This is a genomic window from Vibrio sp. A37, assembly GCF_059777565.1.
This window is the reverse complement of record NZ_JBLNLI010000001.1, coordinates 636670-657296: the sequence shown is the minus strand read 5'-3', so window position 1 is coordinate 657296 and position 20627 is coordinate 636670. Positions and strand designations below refer to the sequence as shown.

Below are 20627 nucleotides of genomic sequence, written 5' to 3'. Positions count from 1 at the left end.
CTTATTTCTTTCAGTTGATTTTTACCACTACACAAGGTGATATTGGTCACATTTTTTTATATATCAGATGGATAAGTGAAATAAAATTTCAGTAAAAATATATTCTATCTGCCTTATAAACGTTAATTAAGAAAGTTTTTTACTAAAACTTCACAAACACAGCAAGCACTGCACTTATGAATATGACAAAAATACGCTCTCGCCCATACCCCCTTGGTGCGACGCTAGATACTAACGGCTGTAACTTTTCAGTGTATGCTCCAAACAGCAACGTCAAACTCGCCTTGTTTGAGGGAGCAGGTCACCACTATAGCCTTCATTTGCTTGAAGGGGTCGATAAAGGCATTCAGCATACATTTATTCCCGATATTCAGCCTGGGCAAAGATACGGATACGTTATTGAAGTAGACGGCGTTCCTCACTTAATTTCAGACCCATACGCCAAAGCCCTTGATCATACTCTTACTTATCACCCTCCCTTTACTTCACTACAAAGTTTTCAGTTAGCAAAATCGGTCGTTATTAACAGTAATTTCGATTGGCAAGAAACTAAAAAGCCCAATACTCCTCGTCAAAAACTGGTGTTATTTGAAACTCATGTAAAAGGTATAACTCAGTTAAATCCGTTGGTCGAAGCTGAAAAAAGGGGTAAATATTTGGGCTTGGTGAGCCCTGCAATGCTGGAATTTTATAAACAGCAAAATATCACCGCTTTGCAGCTACTTCCCATCGCTGCATGTATGCACGAACCCCATTTACTGGAAATGGATAAGGTGAACTATTGGGGCTACAACCCAATGTTATTTATGGTGCCAGACCCTCGCTACGCTATCGAGGATGCCACCATAGAGCTAAAGACTGCGATACGTGAACTGCACAAAAACGGTATCGAAGTGATTTTAGACGTGGTCTATAACCATACCGCAGAAGGTGGGACCGACGGCCCAACCTTTAACCTGAAAGGGTTAGATGAAAAATACTACCTATTGCATGACGAACATCATGTAAACTATACCGGCTGCGGCAACACCGTAGATTTAACTTATCAACCAAGCCTGAACCTCATTATGGACACGCTACGATACTGGGTAACAGAGTATCATGTTGATGGATTTAGATTCGATTTAGCAGCAACTTTAGGTCGAAATGGTGATGACTTTAATCGTGAGTCCACTTTCTTCAAAGCGGTCGCTCAAGATCCTATTTTACGCGAAGTAAAGCTGATCGCTGAGCCATGGGATATCGGCCCTAATGGCTACCAAGTGGGAAACTTTCCGCTAGGTTGGAATGAATGTAACGATCGGTTAAGGGATATTACGCGTAGCTTCTGGCGGGGTGACAATGGCTTTTTAAAAGACTTTGCCACGCGGCTTATGGGCTCAAGAGATCTCTACAGTGCCGCTCACTGGCCGTATAACCTTACCGTCAATTACATCACTTACCATGACGGTTTTACGTTGCAAGATTTAGTCTCTTATAAGCACAAACATAACGAAGCAAATGGTGAAGAAAACCGAGATGGTCACGGTGACAACCGGTCTGAGAATTATGGGACCGAAGGTGAAACCAATAGCCCTCGAATCATCGCTATCCGCGAAAAGCAAAAGCGCAATATGCTGGCTAGCCTGCTCTTTTCTTTTGGTATTCCTCACATTTTGATGGCTGATGTCCTATCCCACACTCAACAAGGTAATAATAATGCCTATTGCCAAGACAACGGTATAAGCTGGGTTGATTGGAGTGAAACCACCACAAAATGCCAATTCCAACATTGGTTGTCTGGCATGGTAGCAGCAAGACAAAAATATATGGCACCCATTATTTCAGCTTTCTGTGGAGAAAGACGAAATCATAATCGGATATTTTGGAAACGCTGTAGCGGAGAAGTAATGGATTATGATGATTGGAACAGACTCAATTCGCTCGCCTTGCACTTGTGTATTGGTCAGGATGGTACTGGAGAGGAATTGTTTTATTGCATCAACCAAACCAACACTCCCACCCGCTTTACGTTACCCGACGACAATGAACAACAGTGGACCATGATTTGCAACACAGCTTGCAACGATTTGAACGTCGTTACCGACAAAAAAAACGTCTTGCTAGCCTCCACTTCTATGGCAATTTTTTACTACGATCCCGACTGATAGTCTCCCCAAGTAACCTGTGCAGCCAAATAGCCTATCTTAAGTTACTTGAGTATGTGCACAGCTATCTTGTGATGTTGCTCTGCGGGGCAACATCCAATTTCCGTTAAGATTAACCAATGGTTACGGGTTTCATAGGTTGAATATGGACAGAGACAAACTCTCCACCTCAGCGCTAGCAAAACTACGGGGCTTAGAGCCCAAGCAACTTTTCTCGGATTTAAAACGAGCAGGCTATATCAACCGAAATGGCGATAGCTGGATTTTGACATCATTGGGGAAAAAGTTTGGTGGCGACTACGTTCAGCATAAACAGTATGGACAGTTCATTGTTTGGCCAAACAATCTAGTTATTGATGATAATCATTCAAATTCAGAGACTTTATCCGCTACGCAAATTGGCCAGCGCTTTCAACTAAATGCAAAAAAAATAAATCAATTACTCAATGAGTTAGGGTGGATCAATAATACTGAACAAGGCTGGAAAGTAACAACATTAGGCTTGACCGCTGGAGGGAGTCAAAAAACAGATCCTACATCAAAACAATTGTTCGCAGTTTGGCACCCTTCCATTGTGAGAAATAAAAGGTTGAGACAAACCATCGATGAGTTTCTTGGAAAAGATGCCACTTCTCACTCTACAGACCATTCTATAAGTAGTTTTCGTCAAAAATTTGAGGCCAAGCATAGGACATTAGATGGACACTATGTAAATTCAACTGGCGAGCTCCTAATCGACAACTGGCTATATATGAATGGCATTGCCCATTCCTACAATAGACCACTTCCTATCGAGGACGATGTTATTAGTGATTTTTATTTACCAGTCGGTAAAGTTTATGTGCAGTATTTCGCGACTGATACCGGTGAAATGAACGAACAAGAAATCACTAATATAAAAATGAATTACACCAAGAACGGCTTAAACCTCGTTGAAGTGTATTACAAAGATATTGAGCATCTTGATGACAAGCTACCTAATGCACTAAAAAAGTTCGGTATCAAGTCTTATTAGAGTCTCTCAAGAGCTCCACATTCTTGAGAGCACCTTTATTTGTTTTGCTACCTCGAATATTTTGCCCAAGATAGCTCTTGCTTGGACACGACTGTTTTACCAATTGGTGCCAAAGAAATCACTGCTAACTTCAAGTGCTGAATCGCAAACGGAATACCAATTATCGTGACAAAGCACGCGACAGCAGATATTAGGTGGCCTAAAGAAAGCCAAATACCAGCGACGAAAAACCAAATCACATTACCGATAAACCCCAAAGGCCCTGTACCGATATCATGCTCTCTAAAGATCTCATTTCTTGAAACAGCTTCATAGCCGAATGGAAAGAACGAGAAACGTCCTAGCACGAAACACGCCTTCCCCCAAGGGATCCCAACAATACTGATAAAAGCCAATAGACCAAACATCCACCATAAAAGGCCCATGAATACGCCACCCAACAAAAACCAAATTATATTGCCGATTGTTCGCATATGTCTTACCTAAAAATTCTCTTTGATGTTAATTGCCTGAACGACTGGTTTACAGGATTCAGATTGCACCTACATATAATGCTGGACAAAAACGTTCCATTGGTAAAATTCCTGTCATGATTCACAATAACACGAATTCATACAACAAATAATTCAAATCAAAGTTCATTTTATATCTAAATATTTCCTAACAGCAATCTTGCTACATTGTAAGGCCTTGCCATACTGCTGTAAGCCCACTAACGAGACATAATACCAATGCCCCATAGCGGATCTGTTCTTTGGGTAACGATTGTGTCGTTTTGAGCGCAACAAAATAACCTAACCAAGCTGCAGGAATTAAAGGCAAGGTTATCCAAACATGATGGAGAGTAAGAAAACCAAATGGAATCTGTACGACTAGAGACATTATTGAGCTGAATACGAAAAATGCGGAGAGGTTGCCGCGTAATTGGTTCGCTTCTTGGTGTTGAAGTAACAATGCCATTGGTGGTCCTCCTATTCCAGAGCTCGTGCCAAAGAAACCAGAAAAGAAACCTGCAATGCACATGCGGGAACCCGTTGGCTCAATACGAAATGGTAATAAACTCACTAAAACAGAAAGTAGAACAAGTAAACCCAGCCACAACGATAGCATTTTTGCAGATACCATAACCAATAAAACACCACCAGCTATCGAACCAGGTACGCGACCAAACAAAGCCATCTTTAGTCCACCAACAGAGACTTTCGAGCGATATTTAAATAGATTAAGAAGTGAAACAAAAAGTGCAACCATAACAATCGGCGCAGGAACATAATTTGTCGAAACTATATAAAGGAGCGGTGCTGCAACAATGGCTAAACCAAACCCAATGGCCGTTTGAACAAAAGCCCCGACAAAAATCAGTAACATAGCAATCATCCCAGGAGTACTAAACCACTCGGACACATTCCACCTCCGTTCCTCAATTATGTTCGCACAAGAAAAGTTAAAATAGCTGTCAGGGATTCGGTTGAGGAGAAGCACCCTCAAAGAATCGCAAGCAAGAGACTCGATAAGGGTATCACTTTGCGGCGTTAAAGTCTGGAATCAATCAGTTAAGGCAATAGATTTACTATTAATAAAACCATGAGTCATTAGCTGCAGGTTATGCTGAAATATCTTATCCAAAAAGTGATCTTCCGTTGCAATTCCTTGTAGTCCGTATTGTTCTTGAGCCATGATAAAAGGGTAAAACATAAGACTCACCCATGAGTAACGGCAGAGCTTTATGTCCATGTCTTTTCTCAATACTCCGGAGCAAGATAGCTTTGAAAGAACATCATCGTAAAGTTCGATACTAAGGTTAATAAATGCCTGCTCTACGATAATTCGCTTTGAGTCAATTGTCGGCAATCTCATCATATTAGATAAAAAGAGTGGAAGCTGAGGTGTGTTTTTAATTTGTTGGAATAACGAGGTCGCTATTTTTATAAAATCATCATAGCTGCTGCAATTATTGTTTACTCTACGCACCTGCTCAAAAATTGGCTTCGCCACACTATAAATAACTGATTCAAACAACCTTTCCTTGTCACCAAAATAGTAACGGATCAGAGCACTACTGACTCCTACTTTTCGTGTAATTAAGCGAATCGACACTTTCTCGTAAGGCATACTAAAAAACAAATGACGAGCCTGCTGGATAAGTAGAAGTCGAATATTGACGTCACTATTTACTGGCCGACCTAATTTCTTGGCTTTCGTTTTCATAGGTGGATACGTTTTGACTGAAAAAGTATCCGGATATTAGGTCACATATGGTTAACATTAAGTTAAGCTTAGTTATCGCTGTTAGATGGTGGTGTTTTTATAAAACCATGTGTCATTAGCTTTATATTATGCTCCATTAGCTTTTTGAAAAACTCTTCGGACTGATCAAGCCCTTTTGCTAATTCGTACGCACTTGAAGGTATTAAAAAAGGAAACATAACTAGACTGAGCCAAGATAGCCGGCAAAGATAAGGATCCATATCTTCCCTAATCACGTCGTTTTCGATGAGTTTACTAAATATTATTTCATGGAGTGGTTTAGAAAATTCTTGCATCAATCGCTCTGCAAGTTTTCGCTTCGAATCTGAAGGCGGCATGTTCATTGCCTGGGTCATCAGCCTAGGTATCATCGGCGCTTTAAAAAACTCATCGGCAATTTTATTGATGAGGTCCACTAAAGAATCTCCCGTTGGGTTATTACCCAACTCCTGAATCTTTTTATAGATTGGCTGCGTCGTGTGCAAGAACATGGCTTCAAACAGCCCTTCTTTGCTGCCATAGTAATAACTGATCATCGAGCTATTGACTTCAGCTTTATTCGCGATCATACGGATTGACACCTTTTCGTAAGGCATGTTTGCAAACAATTCTCGCGCGCAAAGCAGCAACTTTTCACTTAGGTTGCTGTCGATGTTTGGGCGGCCAACTTTTCTCATAGTATATTCAGATATCAATAAAATACTTACTTGATAATTATTATACCTAAACAAAACAAATATGCAGGGCCCAGCTCTGAAATCAAGATTACATATCTGTTTTTCTAGCATAGAGATAAAAAAAGTGGATGCTTAGCACCCACTGAACAGTCAACCTAGAATAGAAATCCAATAAATACAATCAAGTCGCTAGGCTAATTAACCGCATCAGAGCACAGCCACGCAGCGCCTCGGATACCACTGCTGTCACCGTATTCTGCTTTTTGAACATTCAAACGAACAGAATCAGAAAATATATAACGTTCCATTGCGAGTGGTAAATCCTCATACAGCTCGTCGACGTTAGATAACCCACCACCAAGTACTATCGCGTCTGGGTCTAGGATATTGACAATAGAAGCAAGACAACGAGCCATTTGGTCAACTAACAACTGATACGCTTTCGTCGCTCGCTCATCACCTCCGCGATATTGTTCGATAATATCCTTAGTGGCAATTGGTTCGCCAAATATCTGCTCACCTGTCACTCCAAATCCCGTCCCTGAGATAAACGTCTCAATGCAGTTTTTTCTTCCGCAATAACACTCTCGTTCTGGACCGTCAATCTCGCTACTGTAGCTTGGCAAAGGATTATGGCCCCACTCTCCGCAAATCGCATTTGACCCAACAATGACTTGTTTGTCAAAGACAAACCCACCCCCGCAGCCCGTACCGATAATCACGCCAAACACCAGCTGACCATCTTTACCCGCTCCATCAACCGCTTCAGATAACGCAAAGCAATTAGCGTCATTCGCAATGCTGACTGGACGATTTAGCTGAGTTTCCAAATCATGCTTTAAGTCATTGCCATTGAGAAATGTACTGTTGGCATTTTTAACCAATCCGGTTACTGGACTGATCGCACCTGGTAAGCCCATACCAATTTTGTCGATATGACCAAATTCTCGATCACACTCGGCAACCATTGCCGCTATTTGCTCAATAAAGCCTTGATAGTTTCTTTGAGTGGGTTCACGTCGCTTTTTTAGTTCTTTGCCTGCATCATCCATCACACAGACTTCTATTTTAGTACCACCAATATCAAAACCAATTAACACATCTATCCCCTTGTCATACAAATTTTAATGAATTTGCGCTTATAGCGAGCGCATGCTCTAGTTATAAGCCCGTGCTACCCGACCAGCGCATTTAAGCGTGTAAGATTTCGCGTAGGCTGGAATAAATACCGACTGGCCCTTTTCGATAGTGATTGATTCTCCAGATGCATGGCTAACCACCATATCTTCATCGATAGGTAACAGTATTTCCGCGCTGCTCACATCAATTTGACGATCGTTCGATGCCCTATAAACTGAGAAGTTAAAATCCGCTACAGGAATAGGATAACTTTGAATACCCTTTTCTTCTTTTGGCTGTAACAAAAGCGTTTCTACAGGTTTTTCTTGGAACAAAGTGCAATGCACGAGTTCTTCAACATCCATGTGCTTAGGAGTGAGCCCTGCACGAAGTACATTGTCTGAGTTTGCCATGATTTCTAGGCCAGTGCCTTCGATGTAGGCATGTGGTGTCAGCGCGTCGAGATACATCGCTTCACCAGGCTTCAGGGTGATCACATTCAACATGAGAGGCGCAAATAAACCAATGTCGCCCGGGTATTGCTGCTCCAGCTTAAGTATTAGAGCGTAGAGTGACGAGTCACTATTTTCATTCGCGAAAACCATAAGCTCATCAACCGCTTGCTCTTTTACAGAACCATCTAAAGAGAGAAGTTTGCTAAAGAAACTCTGTAGACCTTCCGAAGTAACATTCAATGCAAATTCGTCAACTAGCGGAGCTAATGCTGGGATGTTAGCCTGCTTAAACAAAGAAATAATGCTGTCGAAATGACGAAACCCGTTCATCGCTTGGTAATCTGTAAGAGCGAATACAAGCTCTGGCTTATGATTTGGATCTTTGTAGTTTCGGTTTGCTGCTTTTAGTGGAATACCTTGCTGTTCTTCTTTTGCAAAGCCTTGTTCAGCTAACTCTTTGCTTGGGTGCACTTGAATAGACAAAGCGCTCGCGGCCGCAAGAACTTTAAATAGGTATGGTAATTGACCAAATTGCTCAGCTGTCTCCTGAGACAAAAACGCAGCTTTATCATTTTCGATAAGCTGCGATAACGAGATCTTATTGTCATTAAGTAGCACGTCCGAACAACCGTTTGGGTGTTCCCCCATCCAAATTTCAGCTTGTGGTTCCTGCTGACTGTTATCTATGCCAAACAGTTCTTGTATCGATGTTTTACTGCCCCAAGCATAGTTTTGAATGACATTGTACATAGGGAAAAAGCATGGGGTTGAATGATTCGACATTGTATTCACCTTAATAAAAAATCTCCCGAACATGTCAGTCGGGAGTACAACAATTGGTTATGCCTTGCGGGAGAGACTAAACCAGGAGCATATGCTAGTTACCTAGCTTGTTGTTGAAAATTGGCTCCAGCAGAGCAAGAGCCAAAAAAACTTCATCAATTACTGAGCGACGGCTAACTCTACTTTTTGTTTACGAAATTTCTTTAATGTTACACAAACTACAGCTGTCACTATCGCACCGACTAACATGCTAAATAGTGCTAGCTCAGGTTTGTTCATCGCACCAAGTAGCGCAACCACTGGCCCACCATGGGCAACGCTATCTGTAATACCGAAAGAGAATGCCATAACTGCTGCCACCATTGAACCGATCATATTGGCTGGGATCACAGAAATCGGATCTGACGCAGCAAATGGAATTGCACCCTCTGAGATGCCAACCAAGCCCATCGCGCCAGCAGCTTTACCCGCTTCGATTTCAGCCTCTTCAAAAATATTTAGTTTGCGGCCAATCACTGTTGCTATCGCCATACCTAGTGGTGCGACGGGAATAGCACAAGCCATTGCGCCCATAAATTGAGTCTGACCACTCGCAATCATTCCAACAGAGAATAAGAAGGCAACTTTATTGAATGGACCACCCATATCAAAGCCTGCCATACCACCAAGAACAATACCCAGCAACACAACGTTACCTGTACTCATAGCAGTAAGAATTTCCGTCAATCCATGCATCAAGCTAGCAATAGGAGCACCGATAACAAAGATAAATAAACTTGAGATAAACAGGGTACCTGTGATTGGAGCAATCATAATTGGCACCAAAGGCTGAATAAACTTGTGATAGTTGATACTGGCCACCCATTTCACAAAGTAGCCCACAAGTAAGCCTGCAATAATAGCGCCGATGAACCCGGTACCGGCATGCGCTCCATAGAAAGAGCCATTATTCGCAATCCACCCACCTATCAAACCTGGTGCGAGAGCTGGTCTATCACCTATGGCATACGCAATGTACCCTGCCAAAATTGGGATCATTAATTGGAAAGCTACTACACCAACATTTAAGACCTGATTCCACATACTACCATGTGGAATTTGCATCCCAGAAGGCGTTGGCTGACCGCCAATTGCAAGAGATAACGCGATTAGAAGACCACCCGTGACGACAAATGGGATCATGTGAGATACACCATTCATCAAATAACGATACAACTCAGAACGTGCGCCAGAACCTTTTTCTGCCGGACTTGACGCGCTACTTCGTTCCTTAGGTTTGTATGGGCTAGCTTCCAACGCTTGTTGGATAACGCCTTTTGCATCTTTTATCGGTGCTTTTACTCCAGTCTCAATCAGTTTTTTACCAGCGAATCGAGCCATATCGACTTGCTTGTCGCATGCAACAACAATGGCGTCAGCTTCAGCGATTTCGTCTACTGTTGGACTATTTTTTACGCCAATTGAGCCATTCGTTTCGACTTTAATTTTGTACCCCAGCTCAGCAGCACCTTTTTCCAAAGACTCCGCCGCCAAGTATGTGTGCGCAACCCCAGCCGGGCAACCAGTCACGCCGATTAAAAAGCCCTTGTTTGCCTCAGTTGTTGGAGATTCAGATTGATTTTTTTCTAGTAATAATTCAAGCGCCTGTTGCTCGCCTGTCGCACTTAAGAATTTGTCGATAAATCCATCTTCAATTAGCTTGGAGGAAAGCTCTGCGAGAACCTCAACATGATGATTTGCCCCACCATCTGGTGAAGCGATCATAAAGAACAGTTTAGAAGGCTGACCGTCTTCTGCGCCATATTCGATGCCTTGCTTGCTAACCCCAATCACAACTGCTGGTTCAACAACAGCGGTACTTTTAGCGTGTGGTAGAGCGACTCCATCTTCAAAGCCAGTGTTACCTAGGTCTTCACGTGCTAATACATCGGTTAGAAACTGTTCTTTATTATTTATACGACCTTGAAGATAAAGAATTTCAATAAGCTCTTTAAAGACTTCATCTTTGTTAGTCGCTTTGAGATTCAAATTAATCAAATTCTCATTTATCAGTTGAGTGATCATTTGTCCCACCTATATTGGAAAATATATAAAAATTTTTCTATTTATTTGATGAACACATTCTGGCGGAAGATTATGAGCAACAATAGTGTAGGAATAATGCATTTACTGGATTTTTGTAACATCGTTTATTAAGTGTGATCTTCGTCTTACTTCTATCAGGAATATTTATCGTATTCTAACTTTGTTTTTATTCTTTATTTTCATGAACTTAAATTTATCATCTATTAGATAACAAAAATCACAAAATTTTTTACCGTACAGAAAAATTTTAGAATTGGACTTAAGTATCAATAAAATCATTGGCATAGGTAAGTAAAGTGAATACGTTTAAGCACCTTATTGAGGGTTTACTCAAAAAAAGAAACAGCTTTAATCGCATCTGGTTCGGTGGAGACAGCTGCACGCCTCCACCATTTAGCTACCAAGTGAATTTCCCTCGATTGGAGCTTGTGCTAAAAGGTACTTATGTCAATGAAATTGAGGATCAAGGGCATGGTATTAGTACAGTTACCATCCATGAAGGAGATGCGTTGTACGTGCCCCCAAACTGCTGGAATAAACCTCAGTGGGATGAGTCTTGTTCAGTGCTCAGTTTACTATTTGGTCGCCGGCAACTTGGTTTCAGCTTAGTAAGTAAAAAGAAGGGACTAGAGGGGTTTACTGACGTCCGAAAACACAGTGTTCCTACTCGCACAGGTCACGCAATCGATCATATTTTAGACGCTATAAATGCCCTAGCTCACGAGATACACAAGCAACCGATGGACGAGTATCTTCTATTGGCATTGCTTAACTATTGCAGCAGTATATTGGACCAGCCAAGTAATGCTACAAACAATCGTGGCGAAGATCTTTATCAAGGTATTTGTATTTATATTCAAGAAAACTTTCATCGCGCTATTAGCCGAAGCAATATTGCTAGTCGATTCAACATATCACCAAACCACTTGTCCAGAATGTTCCGTAAACAAGGACATATGACTTTGGCTGATTACATTTCTTGGGTAAGGATTGATCGAGCAAAATTTATGTTGAAGAAATATGATTTTAGATTGGCAGAAGTGGCAACACGATGTGGTTTTCAAGATGTGAACTACTTCTTTCGGGTCTTTAAATCCAAGACGGGCCTAACACCGACAGAATATAGAGCGAGTACTCACTCAGGCTGATAATTCGCCATAATGTGGGAAATAATCTCTTTTGCTAAAAATTCATCACGATTAGAGATTAATAGTTGCTGGTTTTCTTCAAGAAGTAACCAACGGGTTAAGCGAATGCAGGCCTGCAGTGTTTCCCTGCCCTTTTTAGCGGGTATCAATAACATCAAAATAAGTATTGGGTTTGATTTATTTTCTGCCCATTCAATAGTTTGATCTGTAAAATGTGAAATTATTGCAACCTCTTCGAGATGCTCCGACATAACGTGAGGTAAAGCCATGACTTCACTGATTTGAGTTGAAGAAACCTCTTCTCGTTTTAACAAAGCTTCAAGTAAATGGTCAGCGTTAGCAGAGCATGCGCACAATGTCGCTTGCGCTAAAGCTTCCTCTTTACAACTAGCGCTACTATGAATGAAAGACCAATTTACAGGGATGCTTAAACTATTTACTGACAAGCTTCGCATTTCTTCTGTGGGCATCCTCTTTTGGCTATGCGTAGTAGCAATGAGATAGTGCTTTTCAGAAAAATATTCACTAAATACCATGCAAGCCAGCTCAGCATCTAACCCCTCAATAACCAACTGACACATATCACCACAACAGTTTTTAACGCTCATCATTTTTAAACTGTGTTCAATGTTTGCCTGCTTAGACTGAGTAATGTTTACCAACACAATCACCGAGCGAAACAATCCAGCTAGATTTTTTAACTCGTTAAGCTGCCAGCCTGGGAGCCCTTGGCTGGCAAGATAGAATGTTATGCGGCTAGCGATCATGCAGCGATGCAGCGCTCTAATACAGAGCCTACGTTAGTTAGCACGTCTTCAATTGAAGCGTGCAGCACTTTACAGCGAGAAAATCTATCCGCTAGTTCAACTTCCACATCTGATGCAATCAGAACCACGTCACTGTGCGTAATATCACTGGCGGTAAGTTGATTTTCGATTCCCATTGCTCCTTGGGTTTCTACTTTTAATTGTATATGGCGCTTTTGCGCTTCTTTTTTTAGCGAGTCTGCTGCCATATAAGTATGAGCTATCCCTGTAGGACAAGCTGTTACGGCGATTATTTTCATAATAATTGTGGGTACACATAAGTTTCTCGTGGCTGCATTCTATACCCAAACAACCTAAAAATGCGAGTTGGCTACGATGTTATGTATCAAGAAGCAGTGCTACGTCATACAGCACCTTATTTTTGGAAGCAATTAGGGCGTACTAATCCATTGAAATTGCCACGCCCTGTTGAGGATCACAGAAGGTATTTTTGGTTCGCTTGGTCAAAGCTCAACTTTTCAACTAATTCAATCGAAGCCTGTTGGCATGATTCATCAAACAACACTCCATATTTCCAATATTGGTTGGAGCGTTTCTTATTTTTTATTACACCTTGGACTGTAGGACTATTCCCCGCAAGAATTTGCAATTCAATGGGGTTGCCCACTTTATACTCACGGGCATTTCGATTGACGACAACTTGGCAACCTTGAGCGGAAATATCTCGAATTTCACATAAAAACTTTCGCTCTTGTGGCTCCAAAATGCCTTCTAGAGAAATCTCTAAACGCGCTTCTGAGCGTAAGTTGTAATCAATCTGAGTAGCACTAGGTAATGACACAATCACGATACTGTTCATTCCAGCCTGAACGACATACTCTATTTTACTTTTGAAGTAAATTCTCGCCCCTTCCCCTTTTTGGGAAATAGCACACGCTTTAAGGGGGAAACCTCGTTGGAAGAAAACTGCAAACTCCTGGGGAGTCACAACTGGACTTTCAATGAAAAGTAGGTTGTTTGAATGCATTCCAATATATTTAGAGCGACAGCGGAGCCTTTTACCTGTTGGAGTGGTAATGTTGTATGCGATGTCACTCATCGCACTCACCTGAGCGAACGCATCTTCACCATTTAATACGTGGCTCTCTTTAACGACTTCTCTTTCACTCGGAGATGAATTTGTTGCTTCATTTTCAACATGTTGAGTTTTCAACACAGCTTCTTGGTTAACTAACTGAGTCATACTAGCCATCCCTTTTTAGTATTTATAGTTATCCTTAATATATATTGTATAAACGTCATTCAGACAAGAAATAAAGATGTAAATTTGTGCCACCAATCACCTATGTCACTACATTCATATTGATTATTGGGCCGATTTTGCAAACTACTAGAATGAAGAAAAAGTATAAACAACTGTTCCTATGGATAAAACCGACTACTCTTTTTAGATAGATAATATTAATTTGAGAGAGGTTGTATCAGGAAGTTGCAATTCACTCTCTACAAAAAGAGTTAAGCTAATCATATCGATCATGGAGAACTGATGAACGGCATCGTATTATCTGTAGAGTCTGTAGACCATCCGACTTGTACCATGACAAACGAATTTCTGATCGTGGAATACAACAAAGCTTTCTCTGATACTTTTGGAGGTAAACAGGAGTCGTTGCTAAACAAATCTATCAACGAACTATTTCCTTCTCTCGACGTATTGTTTAGTCCAAACTCGAGTTCTAAGAAAATAGCACGCACCTCGAAATACTTTAAATGGAAAGAATATAAGCCAATTTTAAATCCTATTTTCAAACTATTTAATTCTTACATATGTAATGCGATTGACCTAAAGCTGGAGTTAACCACATCATGCAAGAGTGATACTAAACTCTACAGACTGACTTTTATCCCAATTAATACCAACCAATCCTATATCGATCAATTGCAGGCTGAACGAAATAAAGCTTATAAGCAGTTGATTCAAAGCGAAAAATTAGCGTCAGTAGGACAACTTTCCGCTGGGATAGCACATGAAATCAACAACCCAGTTGGTTTTGTTTCCTCCAACATGCAAACTTTATCTGAATACTTTGAGCAAATAGAGAACAGCTATAAAAGTATACGAAAGCTCATCTCTGACATGGGTAGCAATGAACTTAACGAGCAGATTGAACAAGAGGTATCAAATTCCCAGCTTCCCTTACTTCTGTCTGACATAAACGAAATGATCAAAGAGTCGCTTGATGGTACTGAGCGAATTACTGCAATAGTTAAAAATCTTAAAGAGTTTACTCACGCAGACGACTCTAAACGCGTCCTATCAGACATCGCAGCTGGAATCGACAACACTCTAAAAATCATTCACAACGAAATCAAATACACAACCACAATAGTTAAACACTACTCTCCGAATACACCTAAAGTCCTATGCCAGCCTGTGAAGATAAATCAAGTTTTTATGAATTTGTTGATTAACGCCAGTCAAGCGATTGAAAAAAAAGGCACGATTGAAATAACGGTCAAACAATTCGACACGGAAACTGTTCAAGTCATTATTGCAGACGATGGTAAAGGAATTGAACCGGAAAAAATTGCGAGCATCTACGAGCCATTTTTTACCACTAAGGTCGTAGGCCAAGGGACAGGGTTAGGACTATCGATATCCAGAGATATTATCCAATCGCATAATGGCGACATTTTGGTGGAAAGTGAGCCGGGGAAAGGTACAAAGTTTATCGTTCTTTTGCCCATTAATGATGCAAAAGATATTAGTAAGAGGGAGACCGGATGAGCCAAGAAGTGATCACAAATGGGAACCAAACCCCGAAACTGAAAGTTCTCTTACTAGATGATGAACAAGACATACTTAATTCCCTAACTAGGGTATTACGTTATGACTATGAAGTAAGTTCATTTACCAAAGGTTCCGAAGCGTTAATGCATTTGCAAGAAAACGATGTTTCACTGATCATATCGGATATGAGAATGCCAGAAATGGACGGTGCTGAGTTTTTATCCAAGGCAAAATCTATATCTCCCGACTCCATTCGTTTTCTACTTACTGGTTATAGTGATATAGAGTCTACAATCTCTGCGGTGAATGAAGGCGGTATTCATACCTATATAGCAAAGCCCTGGGATAATGAGGCGCTACGGCAAACACTTTCTAAGGCGTCTGAGATATTCCGCCTAAAGCAGGAAAGACAAATGTTAATTGCTGAGTTAGAAACAAAAAATCAGCAGCTAGCTTCGCTCAACGAAAGTTTAGAAGACAAAGTGACACTGCGAACAAAACAGCTCCAGCAAACAAATACTCGATTACAAAAACTTTTTAAACATAGAACCCAAGCCTTTAAAGACATTCTTTTAACTCTCCAAGCTGTCATTCAACACTCAACCGGAAACTCTAGTCTGCACACAGAAAGAATCGCGGAAATCTCAAAAGTGGTTGCGAAGAAACTTGAACTCTCTGACATGGAAATTTCGTATATTTACTTAGCTGCTTTAGTCCATCAAATCGGTATGATTGACCAAAGTAATACCGCTGTTACCACCTCTATCGATGGCATCAAAATCCCTGATGACAACCCAAAACTTGGCGCAGAAATCATTGGCCAAATAGCTCAGTTTGAACCCATTGTTGAAATCATACTCCATCAAAATGAAAATCACGATGGTACAGGGTTACCAGATCACCTATCGGGCGACGATATACCAATCGGTTCGAAAATACTCCGTGTAGCCAAAAACTACGAATTTTTCATCTCCAGCAACAATTCAAGATTGGGCATGACGCCTGCTAGTGCAAGAAACTTCATTAAAGATCATACAGGTAAACTGTATGATCCTGATATAGTCAAAGCGTTTAACTACGTCGTTGAGAACGAAGCAACAGAACTCAATGCAGACTCCTGTATTGGCCTAGATCAACTAAAAGCAGGAGATGTACTAAAACAGGACCTTCATCTACCGAATGGAAAAGTAATGGTTACAGCTGGACAGGAAATCAGCCAACAAATGCTAGAAAAACTTAAACAAATAGAAAAAGATGGTGATCAACCAATAATCCTTTTCGTTTAATAAAAAGGGGATAGCAACTAGGCATCCCCTTGCGATGATTCCTTTCGTTGTCTGTGCAAGTAGTACAGATATCCTATCTGTAACACCTTAATTGATAACCAAATCATCTCTTCAAGTATAGCCATCAATATTAAAATTGTATTTGAGCAACAAATATTTCACCAAAACTTTTTTATCCTAAACTTTATTTTTAAATCATCATCTTATGTATATATTAAGCAGTTTTTTTCTGCTCATAGATAAACAACACTTTTTATTACGTAATTTATACGGTAATATACATGCATTAAATAAGATATGGAAGACGTAATGTTTAAAGGAATAACACTTATTATGCTCGCCATTATAGGGTTCGCTAGTAGCAGCTCATTTGCTTCTATCTCTACTGTTGAGTCTTCAAAAGATTTATCAATAAATAACATCGTCAGCATGCTACGCACCCATTACACTAGAACTGAACTAAATATTGCTTCTCTCGGTGCATCAAGATGTTCATATGCTGCCTATAAATCAAATATCGCTCAGACAAAAATAATTAAACATCAAGTTCAAGTGTATTTGTTAAACCTTGCACTAGGCGTTCCTAAGGAAGACATTTCCCACCGTTATGCATCGATAATAAGTGATATTTCTAACTCTCAACAATATAAAAGCAGCGACGCGGCTTTTGTATTTTGGTCACTAAATTGTACAGATGACCAACCCATATAGATCTTTTAAGGAAATAAATAATGCAAACCGAACGGAATCGAATTAACAAAAAACAACACGCGCTAACACCTTCAAGGAAAATGCTAGAAGCACTCTCTGTGGAACAGCTGGTTATTGTCACCAACTACCTAGCTAAAATGGGGTTATCATTTGAAAATGTAAGTCCTGCTCGTGTTTTTTATATATGCCGAGTTGTAAGAAATTATCATATTGATATCTCGATCTCCCATTGAATACTAAATATGAAGTGTTTTCTAACATTCCTTTTTATATGGTGTGTAGCTTTGACTTCTTCTAATGCAGCAGATATTCAAATCTACACAATAAATGAGCCTCCTTTAAACAGGGTAAGAGGCAATATTATTGATGGGATAACAACGGATATCGTACGAGAAATCGTTAAGCGAAATAATATTCAAGCTGAAATACGTTACGTCCCTTGGGCCAGAGCATATAAAATCCTTTTAAATAGAGAAAACACTGTTCTATTTTCAATAAGTAAGACTCCGGAAAGAAAGAACCAATTTAAATGGGTCGGCCCTATCGCTCGAAAAAAAATGTATCTATATTCGAGATCAACATTTGCCTCTAGCGAACTCTCTTTAGAAGAAGCAAAAAATGTATCTTCTATTCTGGTGGTCCAAGGGGATTCTAAGTCCCAATATTTGACAAATAACGATTTCCAAAATTTAGTTAACTTGATCAGCTGGAGCCAAGCGATTTTGATGTTCTCAAAAAAGAGAGGCACTTTGATAGCACAATCAGATTTAGATTTTCCGGTTCTTTTAAAAGAAAAGGAGCTTGGTATCAATAAATTTAAGCCTGTACTAAAGTTATTCTCTTCTGACGTTTATATTGGCTTCTCTAGAAAAACTCCGGACGAAGTTATAGAAAAATGGAATAACACATTAATAACAATGAAAAGTGATGGCACTTTTAGCCAAATTGTAAAAAAGTGGGCTAACATATACGATTCAAATGACTGGATAGTCTACAACGGTGTCTTAGAGTTTAGTGAGGCTGAGGTGCCATCAATGAATATCTATGACTGATTCATACCATCTAAATTCAGACTACCCAATACTCATAATATAATTGTTCTACTCTTCATTTAACAGAGTTAAAATCGACTTTCCAATCACCACCTCAATTAACTCTTCTCCTTTCGTTGGGATTTTTTCATCAATCGCTTGGCTTAATTTTACTAACGCTTGAGAAAAACTCTTTCTATCTCCATTCTTAACAATAGAAGACATCATCAAAACAATGGCGCACTTAAATCCTTTATTGTTTTCTAAAGCATCTGTCCATGAATGTATAAATTTCTCTTCAGACGATAGATCCAAACTTTTTATTATTGAGGGCATCACCTGACCACTCAGTGCTTTATATAAGTCTAATGTCGTCGGATAGTAACCTTGTAATGTACTTATTTTTGTATTGGTTTCTTTAGACAAAGACTCGTAAGTAATTCCCTCAAGACCGTTATTAATAAAAATATCCAAAACAGCCTGATTATACCGAATAAAATTCTTTTCTTTTTGCTCTCTAGAGATTCTTGCCACTTTATCTCTCCTATTAACTGAGTTGCTTTAGTGAATCATATCGAATTCGTAAGTGATACGCAAAAAAGCATTTATTGGGGTTTTTTTTACCGTAAATTATATGTATAATTGTGATTAAAATTTAACCACAGGAATTTAACGACCTAGTCGCACTTGTTACAAGTAAGGCATCCAATAACTCCATAAGGACTATGGTCGGTTTCCAACTCATTTTTAGGTGTACTCATGAAGTTCAGTCATAAAGTTGCTATCCCTACACTCACCGCAGTTGCTGGCTTCTTAGTTTTTATGCTGAGCATCAACCTAATATTGACCGACAACGAAAAGAGGGTAAAGGAAATCAAGAACATCTATTTTCCTGCTCTAGAAGCCGCCACCATTGCTGATGGAACAATCAAACAAATTGAACAAAGTTTCGAATCCGCTGTTACCTTGGGGGAAGAGGAAGCCATAAAGTCCGCTGAAAATTCATATCAAATATTGCGAAATGAGCTGAATAGAATTGAGCGCATTTTACCCGAGCAGAAAGATACCATTATCGCGATTCAGAATATTGCCAAGCAATATATGACACAGGGAAAAACGTTATCTGAAGGTATTATCAATGAAACAATTGAACCAGAGCAGATAGGGAGTTTAGCGACAAATCTAAATATGCTGAGAACTCGTTTGAGAGAAGATGTTAGCACACTCAAAAGGAATGGAAACAACGATTTCAACCACATAATAGAAAGTTCATTATCTAGCTCAGAGCAAGCTAGGGAATACGGCCTACTCCTATCTGGAGTCATCATTTTGGGTGTCCTGCTCGTCAGCGTATGGAGTATTCGCTCATCTGTTCAGTCTATCGTTCGGGTCAGCTCTTCACTGAGAGAAATAGCTGAAGGAGAAGGCGACTTAACTGAAAGAATCAATTATTCCGGAAGCCAAGAGATAGAAGAACTAGTGCATTGGTTCAACTTATTTGTCGAAAAGCTTCAAACCAGCATTACTTCTGTTCGCACCAGTACAAGTGGCTTAGTTGAAGTTATTGAATCTCTCACAAAAACAAGCGCTAGTACACAGCAGTCGATTGCTAATCAAGAAAGGTCAGTTTATCAATCTTCCGAATCGATCGAAGCAATGAGCCATAGCGTGTACCAAATTGCGGAGTACGCCAATCAAGCTTCTCTAATCGCTAGTGAAACTAATGAATCCGCTGTATTTGGACAAAAGACCGTTCAATCAACACTTGAGGTAGTAAACCAACTCGCTGATGAAGTGGAAAATACTTCTGAAACAATAAAAAGTCTTGATAGCCACTCTAGCAGCGTAAGCACGATTTTAGAAACGATAGAAAGTATTGCTGAACAAACCAACTTACTTGCATTAAACGCAGCTATCGAAGCTGCACGCGCAGGAGAACACGGACGTGGGTTTGCAGTCGTCGCAGACGAAGTGAGGACTCTCGCCTCGCGAACTCAATCCTCCACGCAAGAGATTCAGGAAGTGCTATCACAGCTAAAAGCGTATTCCAAATCAGCAGTAGAAGCAATCGCGAGAGGCTCTCAGAAAGCCCAAGAAAGTGTCAATCAATCAAAAAAGGCAAATGACTCTCTAGGTGAAATAACATTGAAAGCGAATCAAATATCTGAAATTAATCAGCAGATCGCAAGCTCTACTACGGAGCAAACTGCTGCCTCTAGAAGTATCCAGAATAACATCAACGACATCGAAAAGGTGTCGACTGATGTCACCAATCATACCAATGAAATGGACCATATAACTAACCAAGTCAAGTTGGTTTCCGAACAGCTACAAGTGGTTGTAAATCTATTCAAAGTTTAAGCCG

20 protein-coding genes are annotated in these 20627 nt (G+C 40.2%); 9 read left to right on the top strand and 11 right to left on the bottom strand.

Annotated features, from left to right (window positions below; translation table 11 throughout):
• Positions 1-182 precede the first annotated feature (182 nt).
• Together glgX and ACM2FC_RS02750 are read left to right on the top strand one after the other, a co-directional pair.
• On the top strand, positions 183-2147 hold the full coding sequence (glgX, locus tag ACM2FC_RS02755; RefSeq protein WP_498479509.1) for a glycogen debranching protein GlgX: 1965 nt from the start codon (positions 183-185) through the stop codon (positions 2145-2147).
• 145 nt (positions 2148-2292) lie between these two features.
• Positions 2293-3162, top strand: coding sequence for a glycerol kinase (locus tag ACM2FC_RS02750; protein WP_498479295.1), 870 nt, complete (start codon positions 2293-2295; stop codon positions 3160-3162).
• 47 nt (positions 3163-3209) lie between these two features.
• On the opposite strand, the gene ACM2FC_RS02745 is transcribed toward ACM2FC_RS02750, so the two are convergent.
• From ACM2FC_RS02745 to ACM2FC_RS02715, 7 genes are all read right to left on the bottom strand, one after another.
• A complete protein-coding gene (locus tag ACM2FC_RS02745) occupies positions 3210-3635 on the bottom strand; it encodes a YccF domain-containing protein (protein ID WP_498479294.1) in 426 nt (141 codons plus the stop codon).
• 202 nt (positions 3636-3837) lie between these two features.
• Positions 3838-4539: a sulfite exporter TauE/SafE family protein gene (locus tag ACM2FC_RS02740; RefSeq protein WP_498479508.1), complete on the bottom strand. Its 702-nt coding sequence runs from the start codon at positions 4537-4539 to the stop codon at positions 3838-3840.
• A gap of 168 nt (positions 4540-4707) precedes the next feature.
• Positions 4708-5370 (bottom strand): TetR/AcrR family transcriptional regulator, encoded by a 663-nt coding sequence (locus ACM2FC_RS02735; protein WP_498479293.1) that lies wholly within the window; start codon positions 5368-5370, stop codon positions 4708-4710.
• Positions 5371-5438: 68 nt separating this feature from the next.
• On the bottom strand, positions 5439-6086 hold the full coding sequence (locus ACM2FC_RS02730) for a TetR/AcrR family transcriptional regulator (RefSeq protein ID WP_498479292.1): 648 nt from the start codon (positions 6084-6086) through the stop codon (positions 5439-5441).
• Between the two features lie 194 nt (positions 6087-6280).
• The gene (locus ACM2FC_RS02725) at positions 6281-7186 is read right to left on the bottom strand and encodes an ROK family protein (RefSeq protein WP_498479291.1); all 906 of its coding nucleotides are present in this window, start codon (positions 7184-7186) and stop codon (positions 6281-6283) included.
• A gap of 57 nt (positions 7187-7243) precedes the next feature.
• Positions 7244-8443 (bottom strand): mannose-6-phosphate isomerase, class I, encoded by a 1200-nt coding sequence (gene manA, locus ACM2FC_RS02720; protein ID WP_498479290.1) that lies wholly within the window; start codon positions 8441-8443, stop codon positions 7244-7246.
• 159 nt (positions 8444-8602) lie between these two features.
• Complete coding sequence (locus tag ACM2FC_RS02715) at positions 8603-10507, bottom strand: PTS fructose transporter subunit IIABC (RefSeq protein ID WP_498479289.1); 1905 nt, start codon at positions 10505-10507, stop codon at positions 8603-8605.
• Positions 10508-10824: 317 nt separating this feature from the next.
• Here ACM2FC_RS02715 and ACM2FC_RS02710 point away from each other — a divergent pair, with 317 nt between their 5' ends.
• Complete coding sequence (locus tag ACM2FC_RS02710) at positions 10825-11676, top strand: helix-turn-helix transcriptional regulator (protein ID WP_498479288.1); 852 nt, start codon at positions 10825-10827, stop codon at positions 11674-11676.
• On the opposite strand, the gene ACM2FC_RS02705 is transcribed toward ACM2FC_RS02710, so the two are convergent.
• From ACM2FC_RS02705 to ACM2FC_RS02695, 3 genes are all read right to left on the bottom strand, one after another.
• Complete coding sequence (locus ACM2FC_RS02705) at positions 11664-12443, bottom strand: PTS sugar transporter subunit IIA (protein WP_498479287.1); 780 nt, start codon at positions 12441-12443, stop codon at positions 11664-11666. The genes ACM2FC_RS02710 and ACM2FC_RS02705 overlap by 13 nt on opposite strands.
• On the bottom strand, positions 12440-12742 hold the full coding sequence (locus ACM2FC_RS02700; RefSeq protein ID WP_498479286.1) for a PTS fructose transporter subunit IIB: 303 nt from the start codon (positions 12740-12742) through the stop codon (positions 12440-12442). The genes ACM2FC_RS02705 and ACM2FC_RS02700 overlap by 4 nt, the downstream gene beginning before the upstream one ends.
• Positions 12743-12918: 176 nt before the next feature.
• Positions 12919-13686, bottom strand: a complete 768-nt coding sequence (locus ACM2FC_RS02695) for a PilZ domain-containing protein (protein WP_498479285.1) — start codon at positions 13684-13686, stop codon at positions 12919-12921.
• 303 nt (positions 13687-13989) lie between these two features.
• Between ACM2FC_RS02695 and ACM2FC_RS02690 the strand changes: the two genes are divergently transcribed.
• The 5 genes from ACM2FC_RS02690 (at position 13990) to ACM2FC_RS02670 (ending at position 18283) form a co-directional block, all read left to right on the top strand.
• Complete coding sequence (locus tag ACM2FC_RS02690; RefSeq protein WP_498479284.1) at positions 13990-15231, top strand: sensor histidine kinase; 1242 nt, start codon at positions 13990-13992, stop codon at positions 15229-15231.
• On the top strand, positions 15228-16520 hold the full coding sequence (gene nosR / locus ACM2FC_RS02685) for a response regulator c-di-GMP phosphodiesterase, NosR family (protein WP_498479283.1): 1293 nt from the start codon (positions 15228-15230) through the stop codon (positions 16518-16520). The genes ACM2FC_RS02690 and nosR overlap by 4 nt, the downstream gene beginning before the upstream one ends.
• 309 nt (positions 16521-16829) lie before the next feature.
• Positions 16830-17231 (top strand): hypothetical protein, encoded by a 402-nt coding sequence (locus tag ACM2FC_RS02680; RefSeq protein ID WP_498479282.1) that lies wholly within the window; start codon positions 16830-16832, stop codon positions 17229-17231.
• Positions 17232-17251: 20 nt separating this feature from the next.
• Positions 17252-17464 carry a hypothetical protein gene (locus ACM2FC_RS02675; protein WP_498479281.1) on the top strand — a complete coding sequence of 71 codons (213 nt, stop codon included), beginning with the start codon at positions 17252-17254 and terminating at the stop codon, positions 17462-17464.
• A 51-nt stretch (positions 17465-17515) separates the two neighbouring features.
• Positions 17516-18283 (top strand): substrate-binding periplasmic protein, encoded by a 768-nt coding sequence (locus ACM2FC_RS02670; protein ID WP_498479280.1) that lies wholly within the window; start codon positions 17516-17518, stop codon positions 18281-18283.
• Positions 18284-18331: 48 nt separating this feature from the next.
• Here ACM2FC_RS02670 and ACM2FC_RS02665 read toward each other — a convergent pair whose 3' ends face one another.
• Complete coding sequence (locus tag ACM2FC_RS02665) at positions 18332-18796, bottom strand: hypothetical protein (protein WP_498479279.1); 465 nt, start codon at positions 18794-18796, stop codon at positions 18332-18334.
• A gap of 225 nt (positions 18797-19021) precedes the next feature.
• On the opposite strand from ACM2FC_RS02665, the gene ACM2FC_RS02660 reads away from it, so the two are divergent.
• Positions 19022-20623: a methyl-accepting chemotaxis protein gene (locus ACM2FC_RS02660; RefSeq protein ID WP_498479278.1), complete on the top strand. Its 1602-nt coding sequence runs from the start codon at positions 19022-19024 to the stop codon at positions 20621-20623.
• Positions 20624-20627: the final 4 nt, after the last annotated feature.